Origin of the sequence: Erythrobacter sp. JK5 (genome assembly GCF_018205975.1) — a bacterium.
GTDB lineage: Bacteria > Pseudomonadota > Alphaproteobacteria > Sphingomonadales > Sphingomonadaceae > Erythrobacter.
Genome location: NZ_CP073577.1, coordinates 1,938,968 through 1,955,142 on the forward strand (window position 1 = coordinate 1,938,968; position 16,175 = coordinate 1,955,142).

The window sequence follows — 16,175 nt, forward strand, 5'->3', positions numbered from 1 at the left end:
CGCAACGCTTGCCGCAGGCAACCCGCCCGGATTCGCCGACTCTATCTTGCGCGCCGGGGGAATCAACACATGGCGCGCGTTTTTGGGTCCGGGCAGCCGCTCGAAACGGCCTGCTGTGCCGCATCGGACCAGCCATACTGCACCGCGTCCCACCCTGGGGCGTTTAGCGCAGAAACCTTTCCAACTGTTATTCGGGAGCCCCGCCGGAGCCTTCGTCCTTGTCAGATTCCTCGTTTTCGGGCCGGGTTTCGAACACCTTGTCGACGATTCCGAATTTCATCGCTTCTTCGGCTTCGAGGAAAGTGTCGCGGTCCATGGCCTTTTCGATCTCGTCGAGGGTCTGGCCGGTGTATTTCACGTAAAGATCGTTCATCCGCGCCTTGATCCGCAGGATTTCGCGCGCCTGGATCTCGATATCCGACGCCATGCCGCGCGCTCCGCCCGAAGGCTGGTGGACCATGATCCGCGCATTCGGCAACGCCACTCGCATGCCGGGCTCGCCCGCGGCCAGCAGGAAGCTGCCCATCGACGCCGCCTGCCCCATGCACACGGTCGACACGCGCGGCTTGATGTATTGCATCGTGTCGTGGATCGCCATGCCGGCCGTCACCACGCCGCCGGGCGAGTTGATGTACATGCTGATCGGCTTCGAGGGGTTCTCGCTTTCGAGGAACAGCAGCTGCGCGGTGATGAGCGAGGCCATGCCGTCTTCGACCTGCCCGGTGACGAACACGATCCGTTCGCGCAGCAGGCGGCTGAAGATATCGAAACTGCGCTCGCCCCGGCTGGTCTGCTCGACCACCACCGGCACCAGCGCGCCGGTAACGGGATCGCGCGTGAACTGGCCCTGGGTGCCGAAGGTTTCGCCGGAATTGCCGAGCAGGTCGATCATGAAGTCTATCCTCGTCCGAATGATTGCCCGCCTATGTCGGACGCCGCTGCGCAATCTTCAAGGGCATTAACTTTCGGCTTGGGGAAACCGACCGGAAATGACAGACAAGACCGATGACAATTCGCAAATCGGCCCCGCTGGCGGCGTTTTCTCTTCTCTTGGCCATTCCGGCTTTCGCATCCCCCGGACAGGATGTGCTTGCCCAGCTCGAACGCATTGCCGCGCTCGACGATGACGGGCCCAGGCTCAACGCCGTAATCGTCCAGGCCGAACCGGACAAGGCCGCCGCCGAGGCTCGGGCCGCTGCCGCCGCAGGGCTTCCGCTTCGGGGCCGGACAGTGCTGGTCAAGGACAATATCGAAACGCGCGAATTCGCGACCACCGCCGGCAGCCTCGCGCTGGCGAACAATGTCACCCGCCGCGATGCGCCGCTGATTGCGAACCTGCGCGCGGCAGGCGGGGTGGTGCTGGGCAAGACCAACCTCAGCGAATGGGCAAATATCCGCTCGGACGATTCGACCAGCGGGTGGAGCGCGGTCGGCGGGCTGACGAAGAACCCGCACGCGATCGATCGCAACACCTGCGGTTCGTCCTCGGGCAGCGGCGCGGCGGTGGCAGCGGGTTTCGCATGGGCCGCTATCGGAACGGAGACCAACGGATCGATCACCTGCCCCGCCTCGATCAATGGGATCGTTGGCTTCAAGCCGAGCGTCGGGCTCGTCAGCCGCACGCATGTGGTGCCGATTTCCTCTACGCAGGACACCGCCGGGCCGATGACGCAGTCCGTGAAGGACGCCGCGATGCTGCTCACCGCGATCGCGGGCGAAGACCCGGCGGACGCCGCAACCTTGGGCATTCCGCGCGTCGCCGACTACGCGACGGGGCTCGACGAGTTCTCGCTCGACGGGGTGCGGATCGGCGTGATGCGTGGCCAGATCGGCAATCGCGAGGATGTGAAGGCGGTGTTCGAGCGCTCGCTCGACGATCTGGAGCGCGCGGGCGCGGTGCTGGTCGATATCGAGTTCGCAATGAACAACGCGATCTGGGACGACAGCTTCACTATCCTGCTGTTCGAACTGCGCGAAACGATAGGCGAATACCTGCGCTCCATCCCGGAGATGGAGGGTGGCGAAACCCCGCGCAGCCTCGCCGACCTGATTGCGTTCAACACCGCCAATGCCGACAGCGAGATGCGCTGGTTCGATCAGGGCATTTTCGAACAGGCCGAATCGACCACCGACCGCGAGGCCTACGAAAAGGCGCGCGCCAATGCGCTGCGGATTGCCGGGCCGGAAACGCTCGACAAGCTTTTCGCCGAGCACGGCGTGCAATTCCTCGTCGCCCCGACGCGCGGGCCCGCGTGGGTCAGCGACCTCGTCAATGGCGACCATTTCAACGGCTCGATCGGGTTCGGATCACCCGCCGCGATCGCGGGCTATCCGCACCTCACCGTGCCGATGGGCGCGGTCGAGGGACTGCCGGTGGGGATCAGCTTCTTCGGCGCGAAGTGGGAGGATCACGCGGTTCTGAAAGCCGGTGCCGCATACGAACGGGCGCGGACAGCCACGCTGCCCACGCCTTCGTTCAAACGCTGGAAACCGGCCGAATAAGGGCGCTGTCCACCCGCGCGGGCGGGGGTAGTGCCGGACCGAAGGAAGGTCCCCGCCTGCGCGGGGACTCGCTTCGCTTGCCTACTTTGCCTTCTTTGTCGGGGCCTTCTTTGCCGGAGCCTTTTTCGCCGCAGGTTTCTTCGCAGCAGCCGTTTCGGCCGGGGCTTTCTTGGCCGCTGGCTTCTTGGCCGGAGCCTTCTTGGCTGCGGGCTTCTCGGCGGCGTCCGCCTTCTTGGCGGGGGCCTTCTTTGCGGGCGCCTTCTTGGCCGCGGGCTTCTTGGCCGCAGCCTTCTTCTTCGGCGCGGCCTTGGCTTTCGCCTTTTGCGCCTCGGCGTCCTCGTCCGCTTCGATAGCGGCTTGTAGTTCGTCCTGCGTCACTTCGCGCGTCGTGACATCGGCCTTGTCGAACAGGAAGTCGACGACCTTGTCTTCGTAGAGCGGTGCGCGCAGCTGGGCCGCAGCCATCGGCTCCTGCTGGATATACTGCATGAAGCGCTCGCGATCTTCCTCGCGATATTGCTGCGCCGCCTGCTGCACCAGCATCGACATTTCCTGCTGCGTCACTTCGACGCCGTTGGCCTGGCCGATTTCGGACAGCAACAGGCCGAGCCGCACCCGGCGTTCGGCAATCGCCTTGTAATCGTCCTTCTCGTCCTCGATCTGCTTGAGCGCATCCTCGGGATTGTCTTCCTTGGCCGCTTCCTGCTGCAGCTGCGCCCAGATCTGGTCGAATTCGGCATCCACCATGGTCTGCGGCACTTCGAAATCGTGGTGTGCGGCGAGCTGATCGAGCAGCGAACGCTTCATCTGCGTGCGGGTGAGCCCGGCGGTCTGCTGTTCGAGCTGCCCCTTCATGATCTCTTTCAGCTTGTCGAGGCTGTCGAGACCGAGGTTCTTGGCGAACTCATCGTCGATCGCGGTGTCGGTTTCGACCTTCACCGCTTTCACGGTCACGTCGAAGGTCGCTTCCTTGCCGGCGAGATGCGCGGCCTGGTAATCTTCGGGGAAGGTCACGGTGATGGTCTTTTCATCGCCGGTCTTCACGCCCGTCAGCTGCTCTTCGAAGCCCGGAATGAACGCGCCCGAACCGATCACCAGCGGCGCATCCTCGGCCTTGCCGCCTTCGAACGGCTCACCGTCGAGCTTGCCGAGGAAGTCGATGATCAGCTGGTCGCCCTCGGCCGCTTTCCTCGTTTTGGGCGCATCCTTGTAGCTCTTGTTCTGGCCCGCGATGTTGCCGATCGCTTCTGCGATCTGCTCGTCGGTGACCGGCACGACCAGCTTTTCGAGCTTCAACCCGTCGATGCTGGGCGCATCGACCACCGGCAGCACTTCCAGCTCGACCGTGAGCTCGACAGGCTTGCCCTCGTCGTAGCCCTCGTCCAGCTCGATCCGGGGCTGCATCGCCGGACGCAGCTCCTCGTCCTTGATCAGGCCGTCGACCGATTCGCGGATGGCATCGTTGACCACCTGCGCATGGATCTGCTCGCCGTGCATTTTCTTGACGAGGTTTGCCGGCACCTTGCCCGGGCGGAAACCCGGCATTTTTACCTGCGGCGCGATCTTCTTGATCTCGCCGTCGATCTTTGCCGCGATTTCCTCGGCGGTGATCGTGATCTGGTAGGCGCGCTTGAGCCCTTCGTTGGTCGTCTGCTTGGTCTGCATGGGAATGGTACTGAAGCCTTCTCGAATAACTGGGGTCCGGTCCGAAGCGCGGCGAACTGGTGCGGGCGAAGGGACTCGAACCCCCACATCTTGCGATACTGGTACCTAAAACCAGCGCGTCTACCAATTCCGCCACGCCCGCTAGCCCGAACGAAGCCGCGCGGGAAACCGACCGGCTCCCGCGCGTATCTGCGCGCCTCTATCGCTCGAAAGCGAAAAGGGCAAGCGCGGGCTGCCTGTGGAATGGGATATGGGGAGGCATATCGCGCTTGTTTAGATGAGCCCGCGATATTAGAGGCGCGCGAATGAGCGAAGACGAAAAGCCCACCACCCCGCCCGAACACCTCTCGGTCAACCCGCGCAGCCCACATTTCGACGCCGATGCGCTGCAACGCGGCGTCGGCATCCGGTTCAAGGGGCGCGAGCGCACCGATATCGAGGAATATTCGATCTCCGAAGGCTGGGTGAAGGTGCAGGCGGGCAAGACCGTCGACCGCAAGGGGCAACCGCTGCTGATCAAGCTCGCCGGCGAGGTCGAGGCCTGGTTCGAGGATCTCGGCGACGATCCGCCCGTCGCGAAAAAGGGCTGATCGCGCCGCGCTGCTTGCCAAGTCGGCCGGCAGTGGCCACTTGGCGAGCATCATGAAACCGCAGGTCATCATCATCGGTCGTCCCAACGTCGGCAAGTCGACGCTGTTCAACCGGCTCGTGGGCAAGAAGCTCGCGCTGGTCGACGACCAGCCCGGGGTGACGCGCGACCGGCGGATGGGCGATGCCGAGATCGCAGGCCTGCAATTCACCATCGTCGATACCGCCGGGTGGGAGGACGAGGACGAACTCACCCTGCCGGGCCGGATGCGCAAGCAGACCGAGGCAAGTCTGGAGGGTGCCGACGCGGCGCTGTTCGTAGTCGATGCGCGCGCCGGGCTGACCCCGCTCGACGAGGAGATCGCCCGCTACCTGCGCGAACACGACGTGCCGATCGTGCTGGTCGCCAACAAGGCCGAAGGATCGGCAGGCGAGAGCGGCGTGCTCGAAAGCTATTCGCTGGGGCTGGGCGATCCGGTCGCGCTGTCTGCCGAGCATGGCGAAGGCGTGGCCGACCTGTTCGCAGCGCTGTGGCCGATCATCGGCGAAAAAGCGGATGCGGCCGAAGCCGCCACCGATCTCGCCGAGAGCGAGGAAGAGGACGCGCCGCTCGGCCCGTTGAAGCTCGCGATCGTCGGGCGGCCCAATGCGGGCAAATCCACGCTGATCAACCGGCTGCTGGGCGAAGACCGCCTGCTGACCGGTCCCGAAGCCGGGATCACGCGCGATTCGATCGCGATCGACTGGCAATGGACCGATCCCAAATCGGGGGAATCACGCGATATCCGCCTGATCGACACGGCGGGCATGCGCAAGAAGCGCAACGTCGTCGAGAAACTCGAAAAGCTCTCGGTCGCCGATGCGCGCCGCGCGGTCGACTTTGCCGAGGTCGTGATCTTGCTGCTCGACGCGACGCAGGGGCTGGAACACCAGGACCTCAAGATCGCGTCGCTGGTGCTCGAAGAGGGCCGCGCGCTAATGATCGCGATCAACAAGTGGGACGTGGCCGAAGACCCCAGCGGGCTGTTCAACGGCATCCGCGCCGCGCTCGACGATGGGCTGGCGCAGGTGCGCGGCCTGCCGCTGTTCGCGGTCAGCGCCAAGACCGGCAAGGGCCTCGATCCGATGCTCGGCGCCGCGTTCGAGCTGCGCGACAGCTGGTCGAAACGCGTGCCGACCGCCGCGCTCAACCGCTGGTTCGACGATGCGCTCGAAGCCAACCCCCGCCCGCCCCGGAGGCCGGCGGATCAAGCTGCGCTACATCACCCAGGCCGGTACCCGCCCGCCGCGCTTCGTGGTGTTCGGCAGTCGCCTCGACGCGCTGCCCAAGAGCTACGAGCGCTACCTCGTCAACGGCATCCGCGCCAAGCTGGGCTTCGACGCGGTGCCGGTGCGGGTGACGCTCAAGAGCCCGAAGAACCCCTACAACGCCAACCGCGGCGGCGGAGGGAATTACAGTAGCGGCACGGACAAGTCGTGATGCTGCTGGAGCTACTGTCGGGCGGGATCGCTTCCGAACTGTTCGAGCGCACCGCCAGCACGCCAGCGGTGCAGAAGGCGCTGCAATCGAGCCTCGCCCCGGCGTTCCTGCTGGTCGGCATCGGCAGCATCATGAACGTCATCGTCGCCCGGCTGAACTGGATCGCGGGCCGGATCGAACGGCTCGAGGCGCATGAGGATCCGGACAAGGCCGCGCGCGTGCAGGCGGAAATCGACTGGCTCTATCGCCGCCGTCTGTTCGCGCGGCGCGCGATCATGCTGTCATCGCTGGCGGCGGTCATCATCAGTGTGGTGATCGCGCTGCTGTTCGTCTCGACCTATGTCGACGCCCAGATCGGAACCCTTATCGCGGTGCTGTGGGTCGTGACAATCGCCCTGCTGATCACCGGCCTCGGCCACTTTCTGCGCGAAACCAGCATAGCCGCGCGCGGCAGCGAGAGCTTTCGCAAAAAGCGCTGATGCAACGAGAAGGCGGGACATTGCTGCCCCGCCCCTCCATTCGGATCGGCTTTCGCCGGGTGCCGAGCGCTATTTCAGGTCGATCTTGCGCAACATGTAGGTCGCCTGGATCTTGCGGATCTTGTTGTAGAGCTCGAGCACGGTGGTGTTGGCCCTGTCGATGTTGGCTTTGCCGTAGGCATCGAGAAACGCCATGTAGCGCTCCTTGCTCGGGCCGATCATTTCGGTGCTGGGGAACACGACCACGAGCACCAAGTTGAAGTGGTTTTCCCCGTAGGGCACACCGTAGATCGCGAAGTCCTTGACCTGACCCAGGTCTTTCTGGACCTGGTTTGCCGCGACCCACGTGCTCTTCAGACCTTCGAGATAGGTTTCGAACTGGCCCGAATCGACCTTCACGAGCGTCATCTCGACGACTTCCTGCGACGGTTCGTAGTCTTCGTAGATTTCCATCTCGGCTGCGGCGGGTGCCGCGAGCGCCAGAGTGGCTGCGGCGATGCCGCCGGCGATCGTCTTGGTAATGATGTTCATCAAGTCCTCCAAAAGTCGGTTGGATTGCGACCCAATCGATTTGGAAGGCGTGCGACCTCTTGTGCGAGGTGCGATCCCGATGTGGCTATCCCCCTGATTCCGCTCCCATAAGAGGGAACCTGAACCCGCGCCGCAGGCAAGTCAAACCACGGGGCGGAAAAGGCGCGCTTTTCAGGTTTTTCAGATACTTATCGATCTTAGACCGATCGTGCCAGAGGCCCGCACAGCGCGCAGATCGCGGCTCGGCGACGCTTTGCGGCGATTCGCGCCGGTTTAGCCTTCGCCCTCGCCCGCTGCCTTGCTTTGCAGCTGGACGTAGTTCTGCAGGCCCATTTTTCCGATCATGTCGAACTGGGTTTCGAGGAAATCGACATGCTCCTCCTCGTTATCGAGGATGTGCGCGAACAGGTCGCGGCTGACATAGTCGCGCACGCTTTCGCAATATTCGATCGCGTCGCGCAGCAGCGGGATCGCGTCTTCCTCCAGCGCCATGTCGGCCTTGAGGATTTCCTCGACCGTTTCGCCGACGCGTAGATTGTGGATCGCCTGGAAGTTGGGCAGGCCATTCAGGAACAGCACGCGCGCGGCAAGCTTGTCGGCGTGCTCCATTTCCTCGATCGATTCCTTGCGCTCGTATTCGGCGAGCTTGGTCACGCCCCAATCGTCGAGTACCCGATAATGCAGCCAGTACTGGTTGATCGCGGTCAGCTCGTTGGTGAGTGCCTTGTTGAGGAATTCGATGACTTTCGGATCGCCCTTCATGGCGGAGTTTCCCTTCGCTAGCGTGCCTCGGCACCGGATCGGCGCACCAGCAGCGTGTGCCCTCCAGTTACAGGCTGCGCACCCACGTTGGCAAGGGCAGGGGAAACATTTTCGTTTAGAATCAGCGTATTGCGATCAATTCGCAGTTACGCGTCGCCAGCTTATACTGCGACGTTCTCGCAAGAAGCCAGCGCGCGTTCCTGATTGATAATTTCGCCAGCCTTGCCAAGGCATTGGCCGCAATTGGGACGCTTGCCGAGCGTCGCGTAGGTCGCTTCGGCATCGCCGCCGCTGCTCAGCGCGGCCTGCCGCAGGTCGGTTTCCCGGATAGCATTGCAAATGCAGATATACATCGGCGCTCGAATCACTCCTGCGAAGCGTTTGCAACACCTAGATATGCGAACCATTCTCAATAGCAAGTGGTTTTTGACTCCCCCCGCTGGTCGAACGATCGCTGTCGCCAGCGCTAGCGTTTCAGCTTGAAGACCTGCCCGTAGGTCAGGCAGCGCCACAGCCATTCGAGCGGGCCGTAGCGATAGCGGTCGAGCCACGGCTTCGACCATGCCAGCATCGCCACCCAGGCCAGCACCGTGACGACATACAGCTGCGGCCGGTTCAACTCGCCGAACAGGCCCAGCGCCCAGCCTTGAAACACGAACAGCATCACGATCGAGGTGCCGAGGTAATTGGTGAAGGCCGCGCGTCCCGCCGCCGAGATCCGCTGCCCCAGCCAGCCGGTCCACGCAGGCGAATATTCGACCAGCAGCGCGGCAATGCCCAGCACCATCAGCAATCGTGGCAGCGGGCTCCAGCCGACATAGACGGCGAGCATCGCATACCAGCCAAAGCCCGCATCCCTGAGGAACAGCCCCAGCCCGAAATGCAACGCAGCGCCGACCGCAAGACCGATCCATCCCCACAGGCGCATCTTCGCCGACGCGAATCCCCCGCTGAAAAAGCCGAGCCGATAAAGCGCCACGCCGAGAAGCATCAGCGGCAGGGTTTCCATGCCGAACAGCAGTGTGTTGGCCCACGGTTCGTACCAGTGCTCACCCACCCGGTGGGCGACAACGCCCGCATAATCCCCTGAACGCACCAGCGCAGTCTCGGTCGCTGCATCGGCCAGCGCTTGGGCCTTGCCATCCGCCAGAGCCTCGGTGGTTTCAGCCATTTCCGGGCTGTCTCCGAAACTGGTTTCGGCAACGAGATAGGGAAAGGTGAGCATCGCGCCATAGAGCAGCGCGCCGAACACATACCCGATCAGGCCGGTCCACAGCTGCGCATTCGCGCTCCATCGCAGACACGGGACCACAAGGAACCCGATAACCGCATAGTAGAACAGGATATCGCCATACCAGATCAGGTAGAAATGGATCATTCCGAACAGCATCAGGATGAACAGGCGCCACATCTGTCGCCAGCGAGTGCCGCCACGCGCCCAGGTACGCTCCATGAAGAGATACATCCCGGCCCGAACAGCAACGTGAAGAGCCCGCGCATCTTCCCGTCGATCAGCACAAGCTGGCCGATCAGGAGCCAATCGGAAACCGGGCCGTGTTCGGTCAGAAACGCATCCGGATACATATAGGCCTGGAACGGTTGGCCGAAGGCGACGATGTTCGCCGCGAGGATGCCCATCACCGCGATACCGCGAATGAAATCGAGGCTGCCGATCCGCTCGCTCGCGGTTACCGGCGCCAGCGCTGCCGCGGACACGGATTCGCCCTCGCGCATGGGTACCGAGCCGGTAGCCTGCGGTTGATCTCCTGCACTCATCGATTGCCCCCACCTGATCCCTGCGAAAGTCGGGCACCGTAGCAGGCGCTGTGGGGATAGAAAGTGGTGCCGGCGGGAAAAAGATGCAGGCTAGGGCTGAGCCACCAGGCACGGCTGGCCCTGGCGCTGGAGGGTGTCGCAGGCCTGCGCGGCCTCGTCACGACTGGCAAAGCCGACCGCCTGCAACCGGGTGACGCGGCCTGCCGGGACCAGCAGTTTGCTCGTACCTGCCAGCGCGCTATGGCCTGCGAGCCGGGCCCACAGCTTGTCGGCGTTGGCGCTCACGCCGAATGCGCCGAGCTGGACTTTCCACGATCCGGACCGGCTCGCCGCACGCGGCGAGGCCGGGGCGGGAACAGGACGAGCAACTGGCTGGGCAACGCGCGACGCGGATACGGGAGCCACCGACTCCCGGACCGGTGCCGCCGGAACCGGACGCTGGCCAAGATCGACTGCAGCAAGCTCGGCGGCGCGGCGCTGGCTCGCTTCGGCTTCTATGTCCCGCGCGAGCGATTGCGCCAGCTGGCGCTGTTCGATCGGGATGAACTGGTCCATCTGGGCCAGCGCGCCCGAGGCCTGCGGCAGGCCGGCGGATTGCGCGAGAGTCATCAGCGCATAGGCGCGGATCCAGTCCTTTTCGGCAAAGTCGGCGTTGAAGTGCGCCAGTCCCATTACGTATTGCGCGCGCGGGTCTCCGCGTTCGGAGGCCGCCCGGATCAGCGGCATCGCCGTTTCGTGTTTGCCCTGCTGGAACAGCAGCAGGCCGTAATTGTCGGCTGCCTTGACGTGGCCCCGCTGCGCGGCTTCGGCATAGAGATCGCGGGCGCGGGCGACGTCGGCCGCCACCCCTCGCCCGAGGCGATAGGCCTGCGCGAGGTTGAACAGCGCGTCGGCATCTCCGCGCTGGGCGGGTCCCTGCCATTCGCCCACCGCGCGGGTGAAATCGCCCTCGCTCCAGGCGTCCACCCCGGCCTTGACATCGGCCATCACGGGTGCGGCGGTGGCTGCGAAAATCGCTGCGCCCGCCGCTGCGACGAGGCGCGCCTTGGGGTTCGTGCGGATAGCGGTCATCGATAAAGCTCCTGCGCTGCCCCCGCGCGGGAGGGCGTCGTGGTTGGTCTCGTCGATCATAGTGAACAAAGCGTTAGCATTTGGTTGCCATGCTGCAGCAGCGATGGCGCGTGTCTGCCAGCCGCCCGATTCTCCGCTCGCACGCAGCGCAAAGGGCCGCTCGGCATTAACTCAAAATAAACGGTATCCTGCGATCCCCTTTCGGACAGGCCGCAAATTTGAGCGGCATCCAACGGGCTAATCCAGGGGGAACCAGGCGTTGCGTGTACTCGCTTTGGCATCGCAGAAAGGCGGATCGGGGAAGACGACCCTGTCCGGACACCTTGCCGTCCAGGCCCAGCGCGCAGGCGCCGGTCCGGTCGTTCTCATCGACATCGATCCGCAGGGCTCGCTCGCCGACTGGTGGAACGAGCGCGAGGCGGAATATCCCGCCTTCGCGCAGACCACCGTCTCGCGGCTCGCCAACGACCTTCAGGTCTTGCGCCAGCAGGGCTTCAAGCTGGCGGTGATCGACACCCCGCCGGCGATCACGATGGCGATCCAGTCGGTCATCGGCGTCGCCGAACTGATCGTCGTCCCGACCCGCCCCAGCCCGCACGATCTGCGCGCTGTCGGCGCCACGGTCGACCTGTGCGAGCGTGCCGGAAAGCCGCTGGTGTTCGTGGTCAACGCCGCGACGCCCAAGGCCAAGATCACCTCGGAAGCAGCCGTCGCGCTGTCGCAGCACGGCACCGTGGCTCCGATCACGCTGCACCACCGCACCGATTTCGCCGCCTCGATGATCGACGGCCGCACTGTCATGGAAGTCGATCCGGAAAGCCGCAGCGCCGCGGAAATCACCGCGCTGTGGAAATACATTTCCGATCGGCTCGAAAAGAATTTTCGCCGCACCGTGTTCGCCGCTCCGGCGGGACAGACCTCTGCCGCGGGCGTGCATCGCCCCGCTGGCGGCTTCGGCCGCCGGGTCGCGCAGTAAGAGGCGGGCCGCGCCATGTCCGAAGCCAGCTTTGCATCGCTTGGGCCAACCCTGCTCGCGCGCAAGGGCGGCGCCAAGCCGGCCATGCGTCCGCAGCTTGCGCCGCTCCCCGAGACCATCGCCGACGAGGCGCTGGAGGATCTCGGCTGGAACGACATGGGCAGCGAAGACGAACAGCGCAGCACCGGGGGCACGGACCATTCGAACAATGTCGTCGCGCTGACGCCTGACTGCGCTCCGGACGAAGCGCTCGAAGACGCAAGCCCGCTGGTCAAACGCCAGCAGAAAGATCTCGCCGATCGGGTGCTGGCCGAAGCTGCCAAGCCGAAAGGCAAAGCCGCAAAAGCCGGTCGCCGCGCGGCCTTTACGCTGCGGCTCGACGCCGAACGCCATCTCAAGCTGCGGCTCGCCGCAACGATGGAAGGCAAGAGCGCGCAGGTGCTCGTAACCGAAGCGCTCGATGCGCTGCTCGACCAGATCGACGATCTCGACTCGCTCGCAAAGCGCATGAAACGTACATGACAGACTACGCACAATTCAGGACGAAACAGGGGATACTGACCATGGATCGCACCACCAACCGCCGCCCGAACGGCCCGAAACTCGGCCTGATCATGACCACGGCGCTTGCCGGGGTGGCTCTGACGGGATGCACCGCGTCGGCCGCTCCGCAGGCCGAAACTTCGTTCAGCAAGGCGCAGGCCGCGCTTGAAAGCGGCAAGGTCGACAAGGCCGTCATGCACGCCGAAGCGGCGGTGCTGGCCGAACCGCGCAATCCGGGATTCCGCGCGCTGCTGGGCGCTGCCTATCTCGAGGCGGGCCGGTTCGAAGCCGCCGCCACCAGCTTCAACGACGCGCTCGATCTGGGCGACAGCGATCCGCGCACCGTGCTGAGCTATGCACTCGCCAAGACGGCGCTGGGCGACGGCGCCAGCGCGGTTGCGGTGCTCGAGCAGTACGAACGCGCGATCGACCCGGCCGATTACGGCCTGGCACTGGCCCTGGCCGGCAATCCCGAGAAGGGCGTGCATGTGCTCGTCAACGCGCTGCGCGGGGGCGAGAACAGCGCCAAGATGCGCCAGAACCTCGCCTATTCCTATGCGCTCGCCGGCAACTGGCGCGCAGCCCGCGTGATGGCGGCCGAAGATGTGCCCGCCGACCAGCTCGACGCGCGCCTCAGCGATTGGGCCGCGACCGCCAAGCCGGAAGACGTCCAGGTCCGCGTGGCGAACCTGCTGAATGTGACCCCGTCGAACGCGGGCGGTCAGCCGACCCAACTCGCGCTCGCCAATTTCCCGAGCCAGCAGACGATGGTGGCCGAAGCCGCCGCGCAAGCCGATATCGAGAGCGTCGCGATCGCCGAAGCGCCCGCCGCGCCCAGCGAAGCGGAAACGCTTGCCTTCGGTCTCGACCAGACCGCCGATGCTCCGGTTGCGCGCGTCGCCGCCGCTGTTCCGGCTCCGGCTCCGGCCGCCCGCGCACCGGCACGCCGCTACGTGTCGAACCCGGTCGTGCAGAAAGTTCCGGCGAGGGCCAGCGAGGAGCGCGCAGCGCCGACTCGCGTGGCGCGGAAATCCTCGCAGCGCCGCATGGCCGCGACCAGCGTCGCCAGCAGCAGCGACAAGGCGGCCGGCACGCATTTGGTGCAGCTCGGCAGCTTCGACAGCCGGGCGGTTGCCAAGGCCAAGTGGAGCGAATTCCAGCAGCGTTTCCCGCAGCTCAAGGATCACGACGTGGTGATCACCAAGGCCGAAGTGAACGGCCGGGTCTTCTACCGCGTCGCCGCCGCCGGTTTCGGCGTGCGCAGCGCTCGCGCGATGTGCGGCACTGCGAAATCGTCGGGTGTCGGCTGCTTCGCCTACACCAAGTCGAACCCGCCCAAGGGCGCGATCGACGACGGCGTCCGGATCGCCGCGCGCACGCGCTGACGGTCGCTTCGTTTCCTCAGCTCATTCGAGCTTCAGCGAAACTGCCCTCGGAGCCCTCGGCTCCGGGGGCGTTTTTTCAGATTGGCACGCCGCCCTTGTAAAGCGCGGTTACCCGGCCCTGCACGCCGTGCCGGTCGAAGGGTGTGTTGTCGGCTGTTGCGCTCATCCTTGTCCTGTCGACGAACCACGGCGCGTCGGGATCGATGATCGCAATGTCTGCCTGATGGCCTGCGACCAGCATCCCGGCGTCGACCCCGAGCAGCTTGGCCGGGTTTCGCGCCAGCAGATCGAATGCGCGCGCCAGGCCGATGACCTCGTCGCGCACCAGCTGCAAGACCATCGCCAGCAGGGTTTCGGCACCTGCCATTCCCGGTTCCGCATCGGCGAAGGGCAATCGCTTGCCTTCCGGTCCGCGCGGATCGTGACCGCTCGATATGACGTCCACGGTTCCGTCGGCGATCGCCGCGATCGCAGCCTGACGGTCCGCTTCGCCCCGCAGCGGCGGCGAGAGCCGCGCGAAGGTGCGGAAATCGACCACGTCGAGATCGGACATCATGAAATGCGCCGGCGTGATCCCGCAGGTGACGTTGACACCGCGTCGTTTCGCCTCGCGCACCAGATCAAACCCGCGCGCGGTGGTGATCTGGCGGAAATGGACCCGCGCACCACTCATTTCGGCGAGGCCGATGTCGCGAGCGATGGCGAGCGCTTCGGCCTCGGACGGCGCGCTCGGCAGTCCGAGACGGGTCGCAACTTCACCCGCCGTCGCCGCGGCCTCCCCGCTCAGGCCACTGTCCTCGGCATGCGACACCACCACCAGATCGAGCATCGCGGCATATTGCAGCAGCCGCAGCATCACGCCCGAATCGGCGATCCAGCGACGGCCGGTCGCAACCCCGCGCGCGCCAGCCTCCTTCATCAGCGCGATCTCGGCGAGTTCACGCCCCTCGAGCCCGCGCGTGGCGGCGGCGAGCGGGTGGACCCACAGATCGGGCTTGCCGCTCTTGGCAATGTAATTGACCCGGCTCGGGTAATCGAGCGGCGGCGACTGGTCGGGCATCAGCGCGGCGCGGGTGATCCCGCCGAAATGGAAGGCGGGTTTATCGATGGCGAACACGCCCAGATCGACCAGCCCCGGCGCCACCAGCTTGCCCTTCGCGTCGACCACTGCGTCGCCTTCTTCGGCCATCGCGTCGGGTCCAACCGCGGCAATCACACCCTTGTCGAGCCGGACGCTCCCCTCCTCGGCACCATGGATCGTGATCAGCGTGCCACCGGTAATCGTGACGGGCTTGTCCTGCTTCATGCCCATCCCTCCACGCTGCGCGCCGATCGCGTCAGGATATCGAGACACGCCATCCGGATCGCGACGCCCATTTCGACCTGTTGGGTGATAATCGAGCGATCGAGCATGTCGGCGACGTCGCTGTCGATCTCGACCCCGCGGTTCATCGGACCGGGATGCATCACCAGTGCTTCGGGCGCGGCACCGTCGAGCCGCGCCTTGGTGAGACCGTAGAGATGATGATATTCGCGCGCCGAGGGGATGAACTGCCCGGCCATCCGCTCCGATTGCAACCGCAGCATCATCACCACGTCCGTCCCGCTCAACGCCGCGTCGAAATCGTGGAACGGCTCCACCCCCATCGCCTCGATCCCGGCAGGCATCAGCGCAGGCGGCGCGCACGCGCGAACCTTTGCACCCAACGCCTGCAGGCACAGGATATTGGAGCGGGCCACCCGGCTGTGCAGGATGTCGCCGCAGATCGTCACGGTCAGTCCGTTGAAGTCCTCGCGCGGTTCCCCGCGCCGCCTGATCGCCTCGCGCAGCGCCAGCGCATCCAGCAGCGCCTGGGTCGGGTGTTCGTGGCTGCCGTCGCCTGCATTAAGGACCGGGCAATCGACCTTTTCCGCGATCAGCCGCGTCGCGCCGCTCGATCCGTGGCGGATCACGATCGCATCGGCGCGCATCGCGTTCAGCGTGATCGCGGTGTCGATCAGCGTTTCGCCCTTCTTCACCGAGCTTTGGGCGGCATGCATGTTGACCACATCCGCGCCCAGCCGCTTGCCCGCGATTTCGAAGCTGAGCAGCGTGCGGGTCGAATTCTCGAAAAAGGCGTTAATGATGGTCAGCCCCGCGAGCAGTCCCGCATGTTTGCTGCTCTGGCGATTGAGCGTGACCCATTGTTCCGCCTGGTCGAGCAGGTACAGAATCTCGTGCCGCTCGAGCTGTCCGATGCCGAGCAGGTCGCGATGCGGGAACGCCAGCCGCCCCGCCGGGAAGCGGCTTTGGTCCGTTTGAGAGTCCGCCGATGTCATTAAAGCCACGCCGTTAGACGAGTGCTGTCCGCCACTCAACCCATTGCCGCGCACGCTTGCCATGGAAATCTGGCGCGCAACGCCCTAGATCGGGCGGG

16 protein-coding genes, 1 tRNA gene and 1 pseudogene are annotated in these 16,175 nt (G+C 65.0%); 7 read left to right on the forward strand and 11 right to left on the reverse strand.

From position 1 onward, the window contains the following. Window positions 1-187 precede the first annotated feature (187 nt). Window positions 188-892 (reverse strand): ATP-dependent Clp protease proteolytic subunit, encoded by a 705-nt coding sequence (locus KDC96_RS09475; protein WP_212448212.1) that lies wholly within the window; start codon window positions 890-892, stop codon window positions 188-190. A gap of 113 nt (window positions 893-1,005) precedes the next feature. On the opposite strand from KDC96_RS09475, the gene KDC96_RS09480 reads away from it, so the two are divergent. Continuing rightward, window positions 1,006-2,502, forward strand: a complete 1,497-nt coding sequence (locus KDC96_RS09480; protein ID WP_212448213.1) for an amidase — start codon at window positions 1,006-1,008, stop codon at window positions 2,500-2,502. An 81-nt stretch (window positions 2,503-2,583) separates the two neighbouring features. Here KDC96_RS09480 and tig read toward each other — a convergent pair whose 3' ends face one another. Both tig and KDC96_RS09490 read right to left on the reverse strand, forming a co-directional pair. Continuing rightward, complete coding sequence (gene tig / locus KDC96_RS09485) at window positions 2,584-4,167, reverse strand: trigger factor (protein ID WP_212448214.1); 1,584 nt, start codon at window positions 4,165-4,167, stop codon at window positions 2,584-2,586. 57 nt (window positions 4,168-4,224) lie between these two features. Next, window positions 4,225-4,309: transfer RNA gene (locus KDC96_RS09490), tRNA-Leu, on the reverse strand. Between the two features lie 163 nt (window positions 4,310-4,472). Between KDC96_RS09490 and KDC96_RS09495 the strand changes: the two genes are divergently transcribed. The 3 genes and pseudogenes from KDC96_RS09495 (at window position 4,473) to KDC96_RS09505 (ending at window position 6,714) form a co-directional block, all read left to right on the forward strand. After that, window positions 4,473-4,757 (forward strand): DUF3297 family protein, encoded by a 285-nt coding sequence (locus KDC96_RS09495; protein ID WP_212448215.1) that lies wholly within the window; start codon window positions 4,473-4,475, stop codon window positions 4,755-4,757. A 52-nt stretch (window positions 4,758-4,809) separates the two neighbouring features. Next, window positions 4,810-6,235 (forward strand): annotated as a pseudogene (gene der / locus KDC96_RS09500) (ribosome biogenesis GTPase Der). Further along, window positions 6,235-6,714 carry a DUF2721 domain-containing protein gene (locus KDC96_RS09505; protein ID WP_212448216.1) on the forward strand — a complete coding sequence of 160 codons (480 nt, stop codon included), beginning with the start codon at window positions 6,235-6,237 and terminating at the stop codon, window positions 6,712-6,714. The pseudogene der and the gene KDC96_RS09505 overlap by 1 nt, the downstream one beginning before the upstream one ends. 69 nt (window positions 6,715-6,783) lie before the next feature. Here KDC96_RS09505 and KDC96_RS09510 read toward each other — a convergent pair whose 3' ends face one another. From KDC96_RS09510 to KDC96_RS09530, 6 genes are all read right to left on the reverse strand, one after another. Further along, window positions 6,784-7,245 (reverse strand): hypothetical protein, encoded by a 462-nt coding sequence (locus KDC96_RS09510; protein ID WP_212448217.1) that lies wholly within the window; start codon window positions 7,243-7,245, stop codon window positions 6,784-6,786. 273 nt (window positions 7,246-7,518) lie between these two features. Further along, window positions 7,519-8,007, reverse strand: a complete 489-nt coding sequence (gene bfr / locus KDC96_RS09515; protein ID WP_212448218.1) for a bacterioferritin — start codon at window positions 8,005-8,007, stop codon at window positions 7,519-7,521. 161 nt (window positions 8,008-8,168) lie between these two features. Next, window positions 8,169-8,360 carry a bacterioferritin-associated ferredoxin gene (locus KDC96_RS09520; RefSeq protein WP_212448219.1) on the reverse strand — a complete coding sequence of 64 codons (192 nt, stop codon included), beginning with the start codon at window positions 8,358-8,360 and terminating at the stop codon, window positions 8,169-8,171. A 113-nt stretch (window positions 8,361-8,473) separates the two neighbouring features. After that, window positions 8,474-9,460 (reverse strand): DUF418 domain-containing protein, encoded by a 987-nt coding sequence (locus KDC96_RS09525; protein WP_249171741.1) that lies wholly within the window; start codon window positions 9,458-9,460, stop codon window positions 8,474-8,476. Then, window positions 9,397-9,741: a hypothetical protein gene (locus KDC96_RS16405; protein WP_249171742.1), complete on the reverse strand. Its 345-nt coding sequence runs from the start codon at window positions 9,739-9,741 to the stop codon at window positions 9,397-9,399. Before KDC96_RS16405 ends, KDC96_RS09525 begins: the two co-directional genes overlap by 64 nt. A gap of 132 nt (window positions 9,742-9,873) precedes the next feature. Then, on the reverse strand, window positions 9,874-10,854 hold the full coding sequence (locus KDC96_RS09530) for an SPOR domain-containing protein (protein ID WP_212448220.1): 981 nt from the start codon (window positions 10,852-10,854) through the stop codon (window positions 9,874-9,876). Window positions 10,855-11,113: 259 nt separating this feature from the next. Here KDC96_RS09530 and KDC96_RS09535 point away from each other — a divergent pair, with 259 nt between their 5' ends. The 3 genes from KDC96_RS09535 to KDC96_RS09545 are packed head-to-tail and all read left to right on the forward strand — an operon-like array spanning window position 11,114 to window position 13,758. After that, window positions 11,114-11,830 (forward strand): ParA family protein, encoded by a 717-nt coding sequence (locus tag KDC96_RS09535; protein ID WP_212448221.1) that lies wholly within the window; start codon window positions 11,114-11,116, stop codon window positions 11,828-11,830. A 15-nt stretch (window positions 11,831-11,845) separates the two neighbouring features. Further along, a complete protein-coding gene (locus KDC96_RS09540) occupies window positions 11,846-12,352 on the forward strand; it encodes a hypothetical protein (RefSeq protein WP_212448222.1) in 507 nt (168 codons plus the stop codon). Next, the gene (locus KDC96_RS09545; RefSeq protein ID WP_212448223.1) at window positions 12,349-13,758 is read left to right on the forward strand and encodes a tetratricopeptide repeat protein; all 1,410 of its coding nucleotides are present in this window, start codon (window positions 12,349-12,351) and stop codon (window positions 13,756-13,758) included. Before KDC96_RS09540 ends, KDC96_RS09545 begins: the two co-directional genes overlap by 4 nt. Window positions 13,759-13,834: 76 nt before the next feature. Here KDC96_RS09545 and KDC96_RS09550 read toward each other — a convergent pair whose 3' ends face one another. Next, window positions 13,835-15,064 (reverse strand): dihydroorotase family protein, encoded by a 1,230-nt coding sequence (locus KDC96_RS09550; protein WP_212452570.1) that lies wholly within the window; start codon window positions 15,062-15,064, stop codon window positions 13,835-13,837. Next, window positions 15,061-16,077, reverse strand: a complete 1,017-nt coding sequence (locus KDC96_RS09555; RefSeq protein ID WP_212448224.1) for an aspartate carbamoyltransferase catalytic subunit — start codon at window positions 16,075-16,077, stop codon at window positions 15,061-15,063. Before KDC96_RS09555 ends, KDC96_RS09550 begins: the two co-directional genes overlap by 4 nt. Window positions 16,078-16,175 lie beyond the last annotated feature (98 nt).